The sequence below is a fragment of the Ruegeria lacuscaerulensis genome (assembly GCF_013033355.1).
Taxonomy (GTDB): Bacteria; Pseudomonadota; Alphaproteobacteria; order Rhodobacterales; family Rhodobacteraceae; genus Ruegeria; species Ruegeria lacuscaerulensis_A.
This window is the reverse complement of sequence record NZ_WQDY01000007.1, coordinates 46805-63602: the sequence shown is the minus strand read 5'-3', so window position 1 is coordinate 63602 and position 16798 is coordinate 46805. Positions and strand designations below refer to the sequence as shown.

The 16798-nt window shown below is 60.5% G+C and carries 17 protein-coding genes, 1 other RNA gene and 1 riboswitch; of the genes, 6 read left to right on the top strand and 12 right to left on the bottom strand.

The window, feature by feature from the left end; genetic code table 11:
* Positions 1-23: 23 nt before the first annotated feature.
* The 3 genes from pta to pdxR all read right to left on the bottom strand — a co-directional run bounded on the left by pta (position 24) and on the right by pdxR (position 4407).
* Positions 24-1037 carry a phosphate acetyltransferase gene (pta, locus tag GOW48_RS13365; protein WP_170754501.1) on the bottom strand — a complete coding sequence of 338 codons (1014 nt, stop codon included), beginning with the start codon at positions 1035-1037 and terminating at the stop codon, positions 24-26.
* Positions 1038-1042: 5 nt separating this feature from the next.
* Complete coding sequence (xsc, locus tag GOW48_RS13360) at positions 1043-2821, bottom strand: sulfoacetaldehyde acetyltransferase (RefSeq protein WP_170754499.1); 1779 nt, start codon at positions 2819-2821, stop codon at positions 1043-1045.
* A gap of 125 nt (positions 2822-2946) precedes the next feature.
* Positions 2947-4407 carry a MocR-like pyridoxine biosynthesis transcription factor PdxR gene (pdxR, locus tag GOW48_RS13355; protein WP_170754497.1) on the bottom strand — a complete coding sequence of 487 codons (1461 nt, stop codon included), beginning with the start codon at positions 4405-4407 and terminating at the stop codon, positions 2947-2949.
* 116 nt (positions 4408-4523) lie between these two features.
* Between pdxR and GOW48_RS13350 the strand changes: the two genes are divergently transcribed.
* Both GOW48_RS13350 and GOW48_RS13345 read left to right on the top strand, forming a co-directional pair.
* A complete protein-coding gene (locus GOW48_RS13350; protein WP_170355342.1) occupies positions 4524-4832 on the top strand; it encodes an ArsR/SmtB family transcription factor in 309 nt (102 codons plus the stop codon).
* On the top strand, positions 4825-5856 hold the full coding sequence (locus GOW48_RS13345; protein WP_170754495.1) for a permease: 1032 nt from the start codon (positions 4825-4827) through the stop codon (positions 5854-5856). Before GOW48_RS13350 ends, GOW48_RS13345 begins: the two co-directional genes overlap by 8 nt.
* A 38-nt stretch (positions 5857-5894) precedes the next feature.
* Here the strand turns inward: GOW48_RS13345 and GOW48_RS13340 are convergent, their stop codons facing one another.
* Both GOW48_RS13340 and GOW48_RS13335 read right to left on the bottom strand, forming a co-directional pair.
* Entirely contained in the window at positions 5895-6287 is a 393-nt protein-coding gene (locus GOW48_RS13340; protein WP_170754493.1) for a hypothetical protein, read from the bottom strand.
* 53 nt (positions 6288-6340) lie between these two features.
* On the bottom strand, positions 6341-7102 hold the full coding sequence (locus tag GOW48_RS13335) for a DUF1013 domain-containing protein (RefSeq protein WP_170754491.1): 762 nt from the start codon (positions 7100-7102) through the stop codon (positions 6341-6343).
* Between the two features lie 130 nt (positions 7103-7232).
* Between GOW48_RS13335 and GOW48_RS13330 the strand changes: the two genes are divergently transcribed.
* The gene (locus tag GOW48_RS13330; RefSeq protein WP_170754489.1) at positions 7233-7874 is read left to right on the top strand and encodes a ribonuclease T2 family protein; all 642 of its coding nucleotides are present in this window, start codon (positions 7233-7235) and stop codon (positions 7872-7874) included.
* Here the strand turns inward: GOW48_RS13330 and GOW48_RS13325 are convergent.
* Positions 7871-8359 (bottom strand): hypothetical protein, encoded by a 489-nt coding sequence (locus GOW48_RS13325; protein ID WP_170754487.1) that lies wholly within the window; start codon positions 8357-8359, stop codon positions 7871-7873. The genes GOW48_RS13330 and GOW48_RS13325 overlap by 4 nt on opposite strands.
* Before the next feature lie 212 nt (positions 8360-8571).
* On the opposite strand from GOW48_RS13325, the gene GOW48_RS13320 reads away from it, so the two are divergent.
* On the top strand, positions 8572-9417 hold the full coding sequence (locus GOW48_RS13320) for an FkbM family methyltransferase (protein WP_170754485.1): 846 nt from the start codon (positions 8572-8574) through the stop codon (positions 9415-9417).
* A 35-nt stretch (positions 9418-9452) separates the two neighbouring features.
* Here GOW48_RS13320 and recR read toward each other — a convergent pair whose 3' ends face one another.
* From recR to GOW48_RS13305, 3 genes are all read right to left on the bottom strand, one after another.
* Entirely contained in the window at positions 9453-10046 is a 594-nt protein-coding gene (recR, locus tag GOW48_RS13315; RefSeq protein WP_170754483.1) for a recombination mediator RecR, read from the bottom strand.
* A gap of 63 nt (positions 10047-10109) precedes the next feature.
* Positions 10110-10454 carry a YbaB/EbfC family nucleoid-associated protein gene (locus GOW48_RS13310; RefSeq protein WP_170754481.1) on the bottom strand — a complete coding sequence of 115 codons (345 nt, stop codon included), beginning with the start codon at positions 10452-10454 and terminating at the stop codon, positions 10110-10112.
* A gap of 215 nt (positions 10455-10669) precedes the next feature.
* Entirely contained in the window at positions 10670-12421 is a 1752-nt protein-coding gene (locus tag GOW48_RS13305) for a DNA polymerase III subunit gamma/tau (RefSeq protein WP_170754479.1), read from the bottom strand.
* Between the two features lie 133 nt (positions 12422-12554).
* On the opposite strand from GOW48_RS13305, the gene GOW48_RS13300 reads away from it, so the two are divergent.
* Positions 12555-13043 (top strand): protein-tyrosine phosphatase family protein, encoded by a 489-nt coding sequence (locus GOW48_RS13300; protein WP_170754477.1) that lies wholly within the window; start codon positions 12555-12557, stop codon positions 13041-13043.
* A 1-nt stretch (position 13044) separates the two neighbouring features.
* Here the strand turns inward: GOW48_RS13300 and GOW48_RS13295 are convergent, their stop codons facing one another.
* A complete protein-coding gene (locus GOW48_RS13295; RefSeq protein WP_170754475.1) occupies positions 13045-13452 on the bottom strand; it encodes a LysR family transcriptional regulator in 408 nt (135 codons plus the stop codon).
* Between the two features lie 82 nt (positions 13453-13534).
* A riboswitch (cobalamin riboswitch) is annotated at positions 13535-13754 on the bottom strand.
* Between the two features lie 136 nt (positions 13755-13890).
* Here GOW48_RS13295 and GOW48_RS13290 point away from each other — a divergent pair.
* Positions 13891-14748, top strand: coding sequence for an alpha/beta hydrolase family protein (locus tag GOW48_RS13290; RefSeq protein WP_170754473.1), 858 nt, complete (start codon positions 13891-13893; stop codon positions 14746-14748).
* Between the two features lie 38 nt (positions 14749-14786).
* Here GOW48_RS13290 and ffs read toward each other — a convergent pair.
* Positions 14787-14885: signal recognition particle sRNA small type (gene ffs / locus GOW48_RS13285), an RNA gene on the bottom strand.
* A gap of 39 nt (positions 14886-14924) precedes the next feature.
* Positions 14925-16784: a bifunctional 2',3'-cyclic-nucleotide 2'-phosphodiesterase/3'-nucleotidase gene (locus GOW48_RS13280; protein WP_269149613.1), complete on the bottom strand. Its 1860-nt coding sequence runs from the start codon at positions 16782-16784 to the stop codon at positions 14925-14927.
* Positions 16785-16798 lie beyond the last annotated feature (14 nt).

Here is a 16798-nt window from a genome sequence, read left to right as displayed (position 1 = left end):
TCGTTGTCACGTCTTAGGACGACTTATGTCCCGGCATCATTGTGTTGCGCCTGAACGGCGGTGACGGCGATCATGTGCAGGATGTCTTCGGACGAACAACCGCGCGACAGGTCGTTCGCGGGTTTCGCCAGCCCTTGCAGTACTGGGCCGATGGCCTCGACCCCGCCGATGCGCTGGGCGATCTTATAGCCGAGGTTCCCAGCATTCAGGCTGGGGAAGACAAAGACATTTGCCTCACCTTTGAGCGGCGACTCTGTGGCTTTGGTGGCGGCGACTTCGGGAACGAAGGCGGCGTCGAATTGCAGCTCTCCGTCGATCAACAGGGTTGGGTCCTTGGCGCGTGCGATCTGTGTGGCCTCGACGACTTTGGACACTTTGGGATGTTCTGCGCTGCCCGAGGTGGAGAAGGACAGCATCGCTACGCGCGCCGTATCGCCGGTCAGGGTGGTGTAGGACTCAGCCGAGGCACGGGCGATTTCCGCCATCTCTTGCGCGTCGGGGTCCACGACCAGACCGCAATCGGCGAAGATGCGGGCGCCTTTGACGTCGTGGTGGTCCTGACAGAACAGCATCAGGAAGAAGCTGGACACCATCGCCGCCTCGGGTGCGGTCCCAATGATCTGCAACGCGGCGCGCACAGTGTCCGACGTGGTCTCGACCGCGCCGCCGACCGTGCCGTCGGCGATGTCCTGTTGCACCAGCATGGCAGCATAGGTCAGGCGGTTAGTAATCTGCTGGCGCGCCTCATCCAGCGTCAAGCCCTTGTGCTTGCGCCGCTCATACAGGGCCTGCGCAAGGCCGGGCGTCAGGTCAGAGGTGGCCGGGTCATGAATGTCGATCCAATCCGGGTCATATCCCTCATGTGCGTTGAGAAGGGCCGAAACCTCGGCCCTGTCTCCGATCAGTATGATCCGCGCAACACTCTCTTTCACGGCCTTGACGGCCCCTTCGACAACGCGGGGATCGTCGCCCTCGGACAGGGCGATGATCTTGTCCGACGCGCTTGCTGTCCCGAGAATGGCGCGCAGAGGCTTCACGCGGATTACGCCCCGGCCTGCGGGGTCATGTCATCGGCGGTGACGCCTGCAACGGCCACCGGTTTCTTCATCGCGTCGCGGCGGAAGGGCTCGCCCAGTTCCTGATTGATCATGGCTTCGATCAGGGTAGTGATGCCGTTCTTCTGGTCCTCGATGGCCTGATTCAGGGCTGCTGTCAGCTCGTCCATGGTGCGTGCCACCACGCCTTTCAGGCCGCAGGCCTGCGCGATACCGGCGTAAGAGACCTTGGTGTCCAGCTCGGTGCCCACAAAGTTGTCGTCGAACCACAGGGTCGAGTTCCGTTTCTCCGCCCCCCACTGATAGTTGCGGAAGACGATCTGCGTAATCGCGGGCCATTCTTCGCGCCCAATGGCGGTCAGTTCGTTCACGGCGATGCCAAATGCACCGTCACCAGCAAAGCCCACAACCGGCACATCCGGGCAGCCGATCTTGGCACCCATGATCGACGGCAGGCCATAGCCGCAGGGGCCGAACAGGCCCGGGGCCAGATATTTGCGGCCATCCTCGAAGGAAGGATAAGCGTTGCCGATGGCGCAGTTGTTGCCGATATCGGACGAGATGATCGCCTCTTTCGGCAGGGCGGACTGGATCGCGCGCCACGCCATGCGGGGGCTCATCCAGTCGGGCTTGGCCGCGCGGGCGCGCTGGTTCCATGTGGTGCCCGGATCGTCATCCTCGTGGTCCATGCTGGACAGTTGCTGCGCCCAAGCGGATTTCTTCTGAGCGATTTTCGCCTTTCGCTCATCGCGACCGGCGTCGCCAGCTGTATCGCCGAGATTTGCTAGAATGCCATTGGCCACCTTGGCCGCGTCGCCGATGATGCCAACCGAGACCTTTTTGGTCAGGCCGATCCGATCCGGGTTGATGTCGACCTGAATGATCTTGGCATCCGCAGGCCAGTATTCCATGCCGTAGCCCGGCAGGGTCGAGAACGGGTTCAGACGGGTGCCGAGGCACAGAACCACATCGGCCTCGCTGATCAGCTCCATCCCCGCCTTTGAGCCGTTATAGCCCAGCGGGCCAGCAAACAGAGGGTGCGAGCCGGGGAAGGCGTCATTGTGCTGGTAGCCGACGCAGACCGGCGCATCCAGACGCTCGGCCAGTGCCTTGGACGCCTCGATTCCACCTTCGGAAAGAACCACGCCCGCACCGTTCAGGATCACTGGATTCTTGGCGTTCGACAGCAGCTCGGCCGCCTGCGCTACGGCGCTTTCGCCGCCCGAGGGACGTTCGAATTCTACAATCGCGGGCAGGTCCACGTCGATAACCTGAGTCCACATATCGCGCGGGATGTTCAGCTGCGCAGGAGCGCTGGCGCGTTTGGCCTGCATGATCACGCGGTTCAGAACCTCGCACACGCGGGTCGGATCGCGGACCTCTTCCTGATAGGCGACCATGTCTTCGAACAGTTTCATCTGCTCGACTTCCTGGAAACCACCCTGACCGATGGTCTTGTTCGCGGCCTGCGGCGTGACCAGCAGCAGCGGGGTGTGGTTCCAATAGGCGGTTTTGACGGCGGTGACAAAGTTGGTGATACCGGGGCCGTTCTGCGCGATCATCATCGACATCTTGCCGGTAGCGCGGGTGTAGCCGTCGGCCATCATACCGGCGCTGCCTTCGTGTGCGCAGTCCCAGAACATGATCCCCGCTTTGGGGAACAGGTCCGAGATCGGCATCATGGCCGAGCCAATGATCCCGAACGCATGTTCGATCCCGTGCATTTGCAGAACCTTAACAAAGGCCTCTTCCGTGGTCATTTTCATCTGAGTGATCTCCGCGCATATGTGGAATGGCCGGGTCTCTTGCCCTGCCTTTAGATACGGTTTTGACGGATGGCGCGGGGCGGCGTTAGGGCCAGAATGCGCGGCGGAATAGGTCCAGTGTTGCGCTAACAGGCGTGGATTGCCTCGGCGATGCGTTTTATGCCCGGATTGATGCGATCCGGCGCGATCGAGGAATATCCCAGACGGTAGAAATTCTGCGGCCGGTCAGGGCTGGAAAAAAAGGGCGCGCCGGGCTCGATATGAACGCTCTGGCCCTGTAATTCCTGAGCTAGCCGGGCCGTGTCCATATGATCCGGTGCCGACATCCAGATGGATGAGCCGCCCAGCACGCCGCGCCCGGCCACGGTCAGGCCGTGCTGTTCAACGGCCTGATCCAGCGCCGCGCGCCGCTGCGCCAGTGCTTTGGACATCCGCCGGATCTGCGCGTCATAATGGCCAAGGGACAGGAAATAGGCCGCCGTGCGCTGGATATGCCCCGGCGGGTGGCGCAGAACCAGCGACCGCAGGGCGCGGGCCTCGCGGATGAACGGCTCGGACCCGACCATGTAGCCAAGGCGCAGGCCAGGGAACAGCGATTTGGAAAAGCTGCCCACATAGATCACCCGCCCATCCCGGTCCATCGATTTGAGCGCGGGCGAGGGCGCACCCAGAAAGGCCATTTCGAATTCATAGTCATCCTCGACCACCATGGCGTCCAATTCGCGGGCGCGGGCCAGCAGGGTGGTGCGCCGGTCCACGGGCATGGTGGCTGTGGTCGGGCTTTGGTGGCTGGGGGTGGTAAAGATCACATCGGTCTGATCGGGCAGCGCCTCGGGTGGCAAACCATCGCGATCCACTGCGACCGGAGCCACTTTGCAATCGGAATGGTTCAGAAGATCGCGCAGGGCGTAATAACATGGGTCTTCGATCACAGCAGTTCGGTTGTGGTTCAACAGAATGCGAGAGGCCAGCCAAAGCGCGTTCTGTGCGCCCATGGTGATCAAAATCTCTTCGGGGCGGGCGGCGATGCCGCGGCGGGGCAGGGTGTGGCGGGCGATGAATTCGACCAGCAGCGGGTCATCCTGATCCACGTAATCGCCGGTCAGAGAATCGAAATCCTTGTGCCCCAGCGCCCTAACTGCGCAAAGGCGCCAGTTGGCATGATCGAACAGCGACCGGTCGGCCTGACCGTAGATGAACGGATAGCGGTAGTCGCGCCAGTCAGCAGGCTTGGTCAGGGTGTCCCCGTCCGAGAATCGGCGGGCCAGTGCCGTGGTCCAGTCAACCGTCTCGTCGCCGCGCGGGGTGGGCGTGTATTTCGGGGGCACTGGCGCGTTTTCCGACACGTAATACCCCGACCGGCCCTTGGCGGTCAGATAGTCATTGGCCAGCAGTTCCGTATAGGCCAGTGTCACCGTGATCCGGCTGACGCCCAGATGGGCCGCCAGTTTGCGGGACGAGGGCAGCTTCTCGCCCACATGAAAACGACCCGACAGGATGCCTTCGGCAATCATTTGCTGGATCTGCGCCTGCAACGTGCCCTGACCGTTGAGTTCCAGAAAGAAGGTGTCGACTGAGATGCCCATTCAAGTCTTATAGGGTGGACTTATGCGGTGAGCAATCTGGACTTACGCATTTTGTCATTGACGGGTACGCGACATTAACCTAAATAACTAGAAATCTAGTTTAATGGAGTTGCGATATGTGGGAAACTGCAGCAGCAGGATTTTCCGCCATGGGGTCCGAGGCCCGGTTGAAGGTTCTCAAAACGCTGGTCCGCGCCGGTCAGGCCGGGCTGACGGTTGGTGAGATTCAGGAACGCACCGGAATTGCGCCGTCTACTCTTGCCCATCATCTGCGCTTTCTGGCCGCAGGAGGGGTCGTGCAGCAGGAAAAGATCGGTCGCACCACCATCAACCGCGCCAGCTATGACGAGCTGCGCGCTTTGGCGCAGTTCATTCTGTCCGAGTGCTGCGCCGACGAAGTCGGAAAGGCTGCAAACGATGGCTGAGTTAACGCAAAACCCGAAGGTCCAAGCCAAAGCTGCGCTGGAGTTGATCAAAACGCCCTGGGCAGTGATCGTGGCTATTCTGATCGCGGTTGCCGTTCTGGACCCCGGAAACTGGGGTGAGGTGGTAGTCTTCGCGGGCAAAGCGCTGGCGCATACCGGGCAGTATATTCTGTTCGCAGTTCTGCTCCTATCCTACCTCAGGGCCACCGGTGCCGAAGTCATGGTCGCCCGTGCATTTGAGGGGCGCGAGACGCGGATGATTTTCCTCGCCGCCCTGTTCGGTGGCCTTGCCCCGTTCTGTTCATGCGAGGTGATCCCCTTCATCGCCGGTCTGCTGGCGCTGGGCGCGCCTTTGTCGGCGGTGATGGCGTTTTGGTTGAGCTCACCGCTGATCGACCCGCCGACCCTGCTGATCACGGCGGGCGCGCTGGGTTGGCCGTTTGCCATCGGTAAGGCCGTCGCCGCCGTCGCTTTGGGCCTGTTCGGAGGCTTCGTGGTGCGTGCCTTGATGCGCGGTGGGGCGTTCGCCGAGCCTCTGCGTGTTTACAAACCCGCCGGGTGCTGCGGCTGTGGTCCGAAACAGGACGACAAGCCGGTCTGGAAATTCTGGCAGGAACCGGAACGCCGCACGCGGTTCCGGGCTGAGTTTGTCCAGAACGGGATGTTCCTGCTGAAATGGCTAGCTTTGGCCTATGTGCTCGAGGCGCTTCTGGTCAGCTATGTGCCCGCCGACCTGATCGCGCGTGTGGTTGGGGGCGAAGGCGTCGTGCCGATTGTCATCGCGGCGCTGGTCGGAATGCCTGCCTATCTGAACTCTTACGTCGCACCGCCGTTGCTAGCGGGTCTGACCGAGCAGGGCATGAGCGCAGGCGCTGCCATGTCGTTCATGATCGCAGGCGCGGTCAGCTCGATCCCGGCGATGGCTGCCGTATGGTCGCTGGTCAAGCCACGGGTCTTTGCGACCTATCTTGGATTGGGGATTACTGGCGCGATCATCTCAGGGATCGTCTTCCAGATGATCTAAAGGAAAAACCGCCCGGAGATGCCTCCGGGCGGTTTTGCTTATTGGTTGGCCTCGCAGAGGCTCGGCATTTTGAAGCGGTACCTTGCTTCCCCGCTATTGACGTAAACGCGTTTTTCGACGCAGGCCGTATCGCCGACGGTGCGCGCGACGTGTTCCTTGGATTCGTCGATCGAAATGGTGGACCCGTCGGGCAGCTTAACCGACGCGATAACGCCGTGTTTCAAGTCCCCGTTCATTGGGGTCGCCGTCAGAACCGCAACCGTCAGGTACGAGTCGTGTTCATGCGCGCCATCATCGTTGAGTACCAGCAGTGCTGCCGCGACCGAGACTGTGCCGACGATCGCCACCATCAGCAGGCCCCATGTTTTCAGAAACGCATAGATCGACACCGCACGGTGCGGGCCGAAGACAGAGGACAAGACATTCAGCATAGGTATCTCGGGCAAAAAAGCCCCGGCCGTTTCGGACCGGGGCTGATTGGGTATCAGAAGCGCGGATCTTCGTCTTCTTCCTCGTCGCCGCCACCTTTGGGCAGGTTGAAGAAGCTATCGGCGTCGATGATCGGTTCATCGTCTTTTTCCTCGACCGGATCATCGGACAGCGAGAAGGTTTCGAGCCCCTCGATGGCCGTCGGGATTTTCGGTGCGGCGTCCATTTCCAGCGACTGCTCGGTCGAGACCAGCTTGCGGCGCTCATCATCGCTCATGACGCCACCTTCGGCGGCCTTCTTCGCGGCGGCTTTTTGGACAATCGCGTCCAGCTCGGACTGTTTGCACAGGCCCAGCGCAACCGGGTCGATCGGCTGCATGTTGGCGATGTTCCAATGGGTACGCTCACGGATCGACTGGATGGTGGGCTTGGTGGTGCCGACCAGCTTGGCGATCTGGCCGTCGCTGAGTTCCGGGTGAAATTTGACCAGCCACAGGATCGAGTTCGGACGGTCCTGACGCTTGGACAGAGGGGTATAGCGCGGGCCACGGCGCTTTTCCTCGCCTGCCGCAGCGGCGTTGAACTTGAGCTTCAGCTTGTGCAGCGGGTTGTTCTGCGCCGCGTCGATCTCATCCTGGGTCAGCTGGTTGTTGGCGATGGGGTCAAAGCCTTTGACGCCGGCGGCCACGTCACCGTCCGCGATACCCTGCACTTCAAGCTCGTGCATTCCTACGAAATCCGCGATCTGCTTGAAGCTGATCGTGGTGTTGTCCACCAGCCAAACGGCGGTTGCTTTGGCCATAAGCGGTTTTGCCATCAGCCCGTCTCCTGTAAATACATCTGTCCCGTCGCCGGAATTCGGCGGCCCCGTGATCTTGGGGCAGGTTTCCGTTGTCGGGGAACTTCGGGCCTATATAGTCGCGCAAAGGCAAGAAGGGAAGAGGCGAATGCGTCACGGGATTCTAGCGCTGGTCATGTGGGCGTTCAGCGGGCTGGTCGCACTGGCCGATGGAGAGAAGGCGGGCGTTTTCGACTATTACGTCCTGTCGCTGAGCTGGTCGCCCAACTGGTGTGCCCGCGAAGGTGATGCGCGCGGCTCTGATCAATGCGATGCGCGGCACGATCATGGGTGGATCCTGCACGGGCTTTGGCCGCAATATCATCAAGGCTGGCCGTCTTATTGCCCGACGGTCAAGGCGCCGCCGTCGCGCGCGATGACGCGCGAGATGGCGGATATTCAAGGCACCTCTGGGCTGGCGTGGCACCAGTGGAAGAAGCACGGAACCTGTTCGGGCCTGTCTGCGGCGGACTACTACGCTTTGTCGCGCGCGGCCTATGAGGGTGTCACCCGCCCGCCTGTGTTCCGCAAGCTGGACGGGGCGGTCAAACTGCCCGCCTCAGTGGTGGAAGAGGCGTTTCTAAAGGAAAACCCTGCGCTAGAGCGCGACATGATCACCGTCACCTGCAAACAGGGCTATATCGAAGAGGTACGCCTTTGCCTGTCGCGCGACCTGAAACCGGTGCCATGTGGCCGAGATGTGATCCGCGACTGCACGGCCAAGGATGCTCTGTTCGATCCGATTCGTTAAAGCTCGCGGTTCTGGCACTCCCGCGCATAGCCCAGCGCCTTGGCGGTGCCTTTCAGATCAATGGCCATCACGGTTTCACCTTGCGGGTTGTAGATGGTCAAGGTCTTGTTCTGTGCAATCGCATCAACGAATTTGGGGTCAGTGAAAAACACCGTTGCACCGGGCACATCGCGTTCGTTGAATCCGATTGCGGTGCCATCGTAGCTTTTGCCATCCAGTTCAAAACGGATCGGATAGCTCTCGCCCTGTTCGATCTCGCCCCAGGCCTTGTTGTAGACGGCGAAATAACCGCGTTTGTCCAACGCGTCATACCCGATACGCACGACCGAGAGATCCTGATAAATCGTCTGGATCAGGCACCCATTCCCAAGCGCAGGGTCCATCATGATGTTCCAACCCTCGACGAAACCCTTGTCGATGAGGTCTTGTGCAAACGCTGTTGTTGTTGTGACTACCGTTAACAAAAGAGCAAGAAGACGTGGCATTGGTTAAGCTCCTGAAATATGTCGAATAACGGACGCTCGCATTCGGAATCGAGTTGATACCAAAGTCCGGCGCATCTAAAGCGCCAAATGTGCCGAACGTTTCTATCAAATCTTGAGAAGCAGGCGCAATTGTTCCATTTTGTGCGCGATCGGGTAATGCCGGTGGTGGCCGTTGTTCGAGATTAGATGTTTTCACTATTCAGGATCACATGATGAACCGTCAACAGATACGTTTTCTTCGACGTACCTGCACCTCGGTGCAAATGCGGCTATCCGAGGAAAGCCCTCTTCGTGGAACGTTTGAGCGGGGGGACGAGATCTCGCTTCTGACCGATGGCTCGATCTTTCCTCATGTCGCGCAGCAGTACGAGTGGAATTTCAACGAAACACGCTTCATTGGTCAGGTTTGCGATGCAGCCTCTTACCATCTTATTGATGTCGGGGCGAATGTCGGGCTCTATACGCGGCAGGTGCTGCTCAATTACCAGAACGTGCATTCCGCTTCCTGTTTCGAACCCAGCCCGGACAATGTCGAGCATCTTGAGCGAAATATCGGCGGGATGCCAACTGCGACGGTCCATAACTTCGGTCTGGGAACGACAGATGGTGAGTTGACCTTTTTTACTGACGATGTGAACGGAGGAAATTTTTCGTTCAATGAGAATGCAGTAGCGGGCAGAAACCATCACGTGATCAAAGCCCCGATCCGCAAGATATCGGAGCAGTTGCTTGACGATTGCATGGGGGATGAGGCCCGAAAGCGACGGTTGATTTGGAAATCTGATACCCAAGGTTTGGATGAGGTGCTGATGAGCGAACTTCCACTCGGATTCTGGCAGCGCGTTGATTTGGCGGTGTTCGAAGGGTGGCGGATACCAAAGCCTGAATTCGACGCCCAGGCCTTTGCCGCGGTCCTGAAGGCGTTTGACTTTGTTTATATCATGGGTAGCAGGAACAAAAGACTGCAGCGGACAGACGCGGAACAATGCATGCATTATCTATCCGGTACAGACCGCAGATGGGCCGATGTTTTCCTGTCGAGGCGCGAGCTGTCCTGACCTCTTAACCTGCTATTTAGGTCTGGTATGGTTCGCTAGATCTCCTTGCGCGCCCGCAGCGCTGCCGTGATCGTTCCGTCATCCAGATAATCCAACTCGCCACCAATCGGCACACCCTGAGCGAGTGAGGTCAGGCGCACCTGACCCTCTAGCTGGTCGGCGATGTAATGGGCCGTAGTCTGGCCATCGACGGTGGCGTTCAGGGCGAGGATGACCTCGGTGATCCCTTCTGCAGTGACGCGATCTTTGAGGCGCGGGATGCGCAGTTCGTCCGGGCCGACGCCGTCCAGTGCCGAGAGTGTCCCACCCAGCACGTGATAGCGGCCTTTGAACACGCCTGCGCGTTCCATCGCCCAGAGGTCGGCGACGTCTTCTACTACGCACAGCTCTCCGGTGGCGCGGGCCTCGGCGTTGCAGATGTCACAGATGTCCGTGGTGCCCACGTTGCCGCAGTTCAAGCATTCGCGGGCGGTGATGGCGACCTGCTGCATGGCGTCCGACAGGGGTGTCAGCAGCAGCGCACGTTTGCGGATCAGGTGCAGCACCGCGCGACGGGCCGAGCGGGGCCCAAGCCCCGGCAGTTTGGCCATCAGGTCGATCAGATTGTCGATGTCGCTGTTCGAACTCAACGCGCGTACCCCTGCACAGGGGCCGGGCAGGGTGCCCGGCCTTTGGACCGTCAGGAGTGTCTATCAGAACGGCAGCTTGATGTCTGCGGGCAAACCCATGCTTTCGGTCAGCTTGGCCATCTCGGCCTGCGCGCGTTCGGCGGCTTTGGTCTGCGCGTCCTTGATAGCGGCGAGGATCAGGTCTTCGACGACCTCTTTGTCGTCGCCGTTGAAGATCGAGGGGTCGATGTCCAGACCTTTGAGTTCGCCCTTGGCGGTGGCAGTGGCTTTGACCAGTCCAGCTCCGGATTCGCCGACAACCATCAGATTGTTCAGTTCTTCCTGCATGCCGGTCATCTTGGTCTGCAGATCCTGCGCGGATTTCATCATCTTGGCCATATCGCCCAGACCGCCGAGTCCTTTAAGCATTACGTTTTCTCCTGCTAATCGGTTTGTCGCCTAGATACGGACAGCGCCCGTGCGGCACAAGGGGGCAGTGCCCTCCCGCCCGTCGTCGCGGTCTTTTGCAAGACCTCTCCTCCCGTTGGGCCCGGCAGAGCGCGGGCAACGCCCGCGCTCTGCCGGGCCCAAGGTCGCTCAGGGGTATCGGCGTCAGCCGATGGCCCGTGGCGGGCGCGGGAGGGTTAGTCCTCCTCGAACGGGTCCCATTCGTCTTCGACCTCGGGCAGGGCTTCGGTTTCGACCTTGGCGGCGCGTTCTTCGGGAGTTTCGATGCGTTTGATCTTGGCTTTGGGGAATTGAGCCAGCACCGCCTGTACCAGAGGGTGCTGTTCGGCCTCGGCCTTTAACGCCAGATCGGCGGCATCTCGGATTTCGGCGATGGTTGCCGCCTCGCCGTTGGCCACAATGGTCACCGCCCAGCGGTTGCCGGTCCAGCGTTGTAGTGCGGTACCCATGCGGGCGGCCAGATCGGTTGGGGCTGAGTCTGTTGGCGTGAACTCGATCCGACCGGGTTGGTAAGACACCAACCGGACGCCGTTTTCGACCTCAACCAGCAGTTTCACATCCCGGTTGGTGCGGATCAGTTCGACCACATGTTCAAAACTCGGGTAGCGGGCCAATGCCGTTTGCACATCCTGCGCCAGTGCGGCCGTGGGCGCTCCGGCCCCGCCGCGAATGGGCGGCGCATAAGTGGAGGCCACCGGGGCCTGCGCGGCGTGTGATTGTGCGGTCATTCCGCCGCCGGGCCCGCCGTTTGGCGGTGGGGGAGGCGCGTCTTGCAACCGTTTGATCAGTTCTTCTGGGCTGGGCAGGTCAGACACATGGGTCAGGCGGATCACGGCCATCTCGGCGGCCATCATGGCGTTGGGCGCGGCTGAGACTTCCTCGAGCGCTTTCAACAACATCTGCCACATGCGGGTCAGGACCCGCATCGGCAGGGCCTCGGCCATTTGCTGACCCCGCGCGCGTTCATCAGGGGAAACGGTCGGGTCTTCGGCGGCATCCGGCGTGATCTTTACCACCGACACCCAATGAGTGATCTCGGCCAGATCGCGCAGCACGGCCAGCGGGTCGGCGCCTTCGGCATATTGTGCGCCAAGTTCGGTCAGCGCCCCGGCGGCATCGCCACGCAGGATCATGTCCATCAGGTCCAGCACCCGGCCCCGGTCGGCCAGACCCAGCATCGCACGCACCTGATCGGCGCTGGTTTCCCCGGCGCCGTGTGAAATCGCCTGATCCAGTAGCGAGGTCGCATCCCGCGCCGAACCTTCGGCCGCGCGGGTGATTAGTGCCATCGCGTCTTCGGCGATCTGTGCGCCTTCGGCATCGGCGATCTTGCGCAGCAGGCCGATCATGTCCTCGGGCTCGATCCGTCGCAGGTCAAAGCGCTGACATCGGGACAGGACCGTCACCGGCACTTTGCGAATCTCGGTGGTGGCAAAGATAAACTTCACATGCTCGGGCGGTTCCTCAAGCGTCTTGAGCAGCGCGTTGAAGGCGCTGGTCGAGAGCATGTGGACCTCGTCGATGATGTAAATCTTGTAGCGGGCCGAGGCCGCGCGATAACGCACGCTGTCGATAATCTCGCGAATATCATTGACGCCTGTGCGACTGGCGGCGTCCATCTCCATCACGTCCACATGGCGGCCCTCCATAATGGCAACGCAATGTTCGCATTGGCCGCAGGGCTCGGTCGTGGGTTTGCCCTCGCCATCGGGGCCGATGCAGTTCATGCCCTTGGCGATGATCCTGGCCGTGGTGGTTTTGCCGGTGCCGCGAATGCCGGTCATGATAAAGGCTTGCGCGATCCGATCCGCCTCGAATGCGTTTTTCAGCGTGCGTACCATGGCGTCCTGACCGACCAGATCGGCGAAGGTTTCCGGGCGGTATTTGCGGGCAAGAACCTGATAGGCGGGGCTGGGCGTGTCGGTCATATCTGCTCTGTCGGATTCGGGTTCCTATGCAGCGTAGAGACCCCCGCCGCCCGCGTCCACCGCCGCCTTGGGGGAAATTCGGTTTGCAGGTCAGTTTGCACAGCATAGAAGCTATGTGAGAAGGAGGCCGGGGATGGAGCCATTTGCAATTCACGTGGTCGAGGTCGGGGCCGGTCACGTCGCGCTGTCGCCGTTGCCGGGGCGCGCGGGGGAGTATGCGCGGGATTTGGATGTTATCCGCCGCTGGCGGCCCGATCTTGTGATTTCGATGACCACAAGCTCCGAGATGGAGCAGGCCGGGGCGGGAAAACTGGGAGATGACCTGCACGCCGAGGGCATAACCTGGACGCACCTGCCGATTGAAGATTTTGGCGCGCCGTCGCCGGACACCGAGGCCGCGTGGCCGCAGATCAGCCAGTCCGCCGGGCATATTCTGGCGCGTGGAGGGCGGGTGCTGGTGCATTGCCGGGGCGGGTGCGGGCGGTCGGGGATGATCGTCCTGCGGCTGATGGTAGAACAAGGTATGGCACCCGACGCGGCGTTGCGTCGCTTGCGCGCCGTGCGGCCCTGTGCGGTTGAAACCGACGGGCAGATGCGCTGGGCCACCTGCGCTCCGGGCTGAGCTACAGGGCCAGATGCTGCTCGGGCTGCGCGGGGTGCGCCGGGGCCAGTTCTGACACTTCAAGCATGGCACAGGGCGGCGCTGGCAAAAGGCTGGCCGGACGGGCCGCAGCATCGAGGCCGAACACCATATCCGCATAACCATCCAACGCGTCGAGCGAGGCGTCCGTGCTGGTGCCGCAGAAGATGCGAATTTGATCTTTCTGGGCGCGGAATCGGGCGATGCAGCCCTGTGGGCAATGGCCCAGCTCTCCGCTGCCGTCCAACGCGAAGTCATCCGACGTGGCAGGCACTGCGGATTCCATCGCCTGCACAATAGCCCGTGCCATCTGCGCCAGAGCCGGGCAGGTCTTGCCGGTTTTCTGACATAGGGTTGCACTGAATTGGTGCGTTTTTGTCTTCCAGATCATAATGCGCCCTCCGCGCGGGGAACGGGGCATGGATCAGGTGTGACAGCGCGCTGACAATCCCGCCCGGACACCCCGCCCGAGTTACAGTTTTGCTTTGATGGCAGGTCTCCTGACTTGCGGGTCATCGCGTTGCCGACCTTCCCAGCCTTGCGGGCCAGTGGTATTTCGGCATTGCTCACCGCTTACAGTTGCGGGGGCAGTCGCGGCATTGGATCGTTCCGGCATGACCGGGCAGAACCGCACCGTGTTCCCTTTTCATCTTGTCCCGACACGGGACAAGAACCATCACGCCATCGCTAGCGGTTGAGCGGGCTTTGAGTCAAGCGGGCGCGCGCGCAAAGTGGACGTTTGGTCATCTTGATGCGCCCTTGACTCAGCCCGGCCAAAGAAGTGGGGATAAGGGGTGAACCGAACAGTTCAGATCAGGTGAGCAACGCTATGCTGGATGATACACCCCCCGTCCTGACCGAGGATTTTCGGTTTTCTGCCGGTTCGGCAATGCTGTCGGCGCGCCTGTACCGGCCCGTGACCGATCCCAAAGTCGCTGTGGTTGTACATGGTGCGACCGGTGTCCCGAGGGATTACTATCAGCATTTCGCGCATTGGCTGGCAGCGGATCAGGGGATCGCTTGCCTGACCTACGACTATCGTGACTTTGGCCACTCACTGACCGGACTACTGCAGGAATCGCGGGTAAAGATGGCGGATTGGGCGCTGACCGACATGCCTGCCGCCAGAGCCGAAATGCGCCAACGTTACCCACACGCAGAACACTGGAGCATAGGGCACTCGGTCGGAGGGATGTTGGGGCCAATACAACCTGATATCGACCATTTAGATCGCATGATCTGTGTGTGTTCGGGGCTGGTGACAATCAGTGATCACCCATGGCCTTATCGCGCGCTGGCGTCCTTGTTCTGGTATGGACATGTTCCGCTGGCGGTAAAAACTGTTGGATACCTGCCAGGAAAGGCAGTGGGATTTGGGGCCGACCTGCCTGCACTGGTTTACTGGCAGTGGCGCAAGTGGTGCACGGCGCCCCAAAACTATCTGCCTGAAATCGGAAAAACGCTACCAGCCGCAACCTGGGCAGAGAAAGGCAAACCGGTCGATCTGTTCACTTTCGAGGACGACCAGATGGTTCCGCCCGAAGCCGTTTGGCGGTTGGCAGATCTGTACGGCTCCAGCGCTCGGCGTCATGTACTGTCACCGCAGGAATTCGGACTGAAGGACATTGGCCATATCGGCGCGTTCGCGCGTCGCAACGCGTCCCTATGGCCGCGCTTGATCGCATAAGTGCTGCGTGTCTAAACCGGTCAAAACTGTCGGGGATGAAGTGAGAGGTTGGACATCGACCCAAGCGGGGCTCGTTGTGGCTGCTTCCTTCCGGACCTGACCAGGTTGGCGAGGCGCTCGCCCGCGCCAACCTCTCAACGGTGGATATAGGCATTTGGTTCATGCTTGGCAACCCGTCAGAGGGAGAGCTGAATACTCAGAAAACCTTTCGCATCCGGACCGATGACTTTGGCGCGGTAGCGTGCCAGTTCTTCCAGGTGTTGGTCAGCGGCCGCTCCGGTTTTCACAAGCGCATGGGCACCGGGTATGGGTGACAACCGAAAAGGCTGGAGTGCCTCTTCCAAAGGGTCCATCGGTAAGACGCCCGACAGGTAATCCCGTACAATATGTTGAATCGGAAGGACCGGCAGAGGAATTCGGGTCGCGTTTTCGGCAAACGGGAAATTCCCGCCTCCGTTGGCGCGATAGTTGTTCAACGCGACAACAAAGCGCTGATCTGCGTCGATAGGGCGGCCGTTGAATCGCAATTCGTGAACCCGATGGCTGTTGGGATGAAGTATTGCGCCAGCTGCGTCGAACCGCGCCGGAGATGCTAGATCTAGTGCGTAAGTTAGCCCGTGCAGCACGTCAAAATTATGTCCGGCGCGATTCGTATCCACAAGGTCCGATTGTTCACCCGGGCGCATCTGGTTCAGCACGCCAGCGGACATTTCCAGCCAATCCTTGATTTCAGTGCCTGAGACAATGACGGCCTGCATCTCGTTCGGAAACACGTTCAGGTCGGCAACATGGCGCGTACATATCTGCCCGGGTGGGATATCGGTGAAAAACCGAGGTCCTGCACGACCGCCGAATTTTGACGGTGCAACTGCCGACAAGACGGGTAGCCCTGCATAGGCAGTTCCCTGCATATGCTGCCGCAATGCTGCAGCTTGCGCGGCAGCCACAAGCGCCAGACCGCGATCCCAGGCGCAAAAGCTGAAATAGCTGTGCAGATGATGCGACGTGTGTCCAACGGGCGTGTTGCACTGCGCGCGAGTTTCGCGGTGCGCCTTGGCAAAAATCCGCGACAGTTCGGGGTCTTCCGGAACCTCAGCGCCAACAAAGCCGGGTGCGATTGCCTTCAGGTGTGAACGGTGCGTTTCTACCTGCCATTTTCCGTCGTCACCAAGTTTCATTGTCAGGTCAATCACACCAAGATGCGACCCAGCGCTGCCCGGCATGACAGCCGGCTTTCCGTGCACTTGACCTTTGGCACTGTCCACGAACGCAAACCCTTCATGCGACGCGCCCGGCAAAGTCAGATGTGAATGTCCCGCTATGATCGCATCGATCGGTCCGATGGCCGCAAGGGGAATCACGGCGTTTTCCAGATTCGGCTCCGGTTGCGCGGTGCCGATCCCGGAATGCGCAAGCGCGATCACAAGATCGCAGCCAGCGGCCTTCAGCTCTTGCGACACGTGTCGTGCCGTGGACAGGATATCGTCGATGCGGACCTTTTGCTCTAGCCGGTGCGCCTCCCAGTTCGCAGTTTGCGGCGGCAGGGCTGAAAAAACGCCGATTTTGATCGGATATTCGCGGCCTCCGGCTTTCATGGTTCGGCTTAGCACTGCCTGCCTGCTCCAAGCACCGGGGCGGTCCAACCGGTGCGCGTTGCTGCATAAGACAGGGCAGGGGGATTGGCGCAGGATACGGTCCAGAACCTGCAAGCCGAAGCCGAAATCATGGTTTCCCAGTCCGATGGCATCGTAATCCAGCGCTTCGAAAGCCTCCATCAGAGGATGACGGGTCTGGGTTTGTGTTACGGCCCATTCCCCAATAGGCGTTCCCTGCAGTGAATCCCCGTTATCCAGCAAGATGGTCAGGGCATCTTTGACCTCGGTTCGAGCTTGGCGGATCAGTGTGGCTGTGCGGGTAAACCCAATCATGGGTTCCGGCGCATCCCGATAATAGTCAAACCCGGTCACATTCATATGCAGATCCGAGGTTCCCAAAATCCTGATCGTTGCGCTTAGAGAGGAAGGGGGATGTTGCAATACTCTGCTTTTAG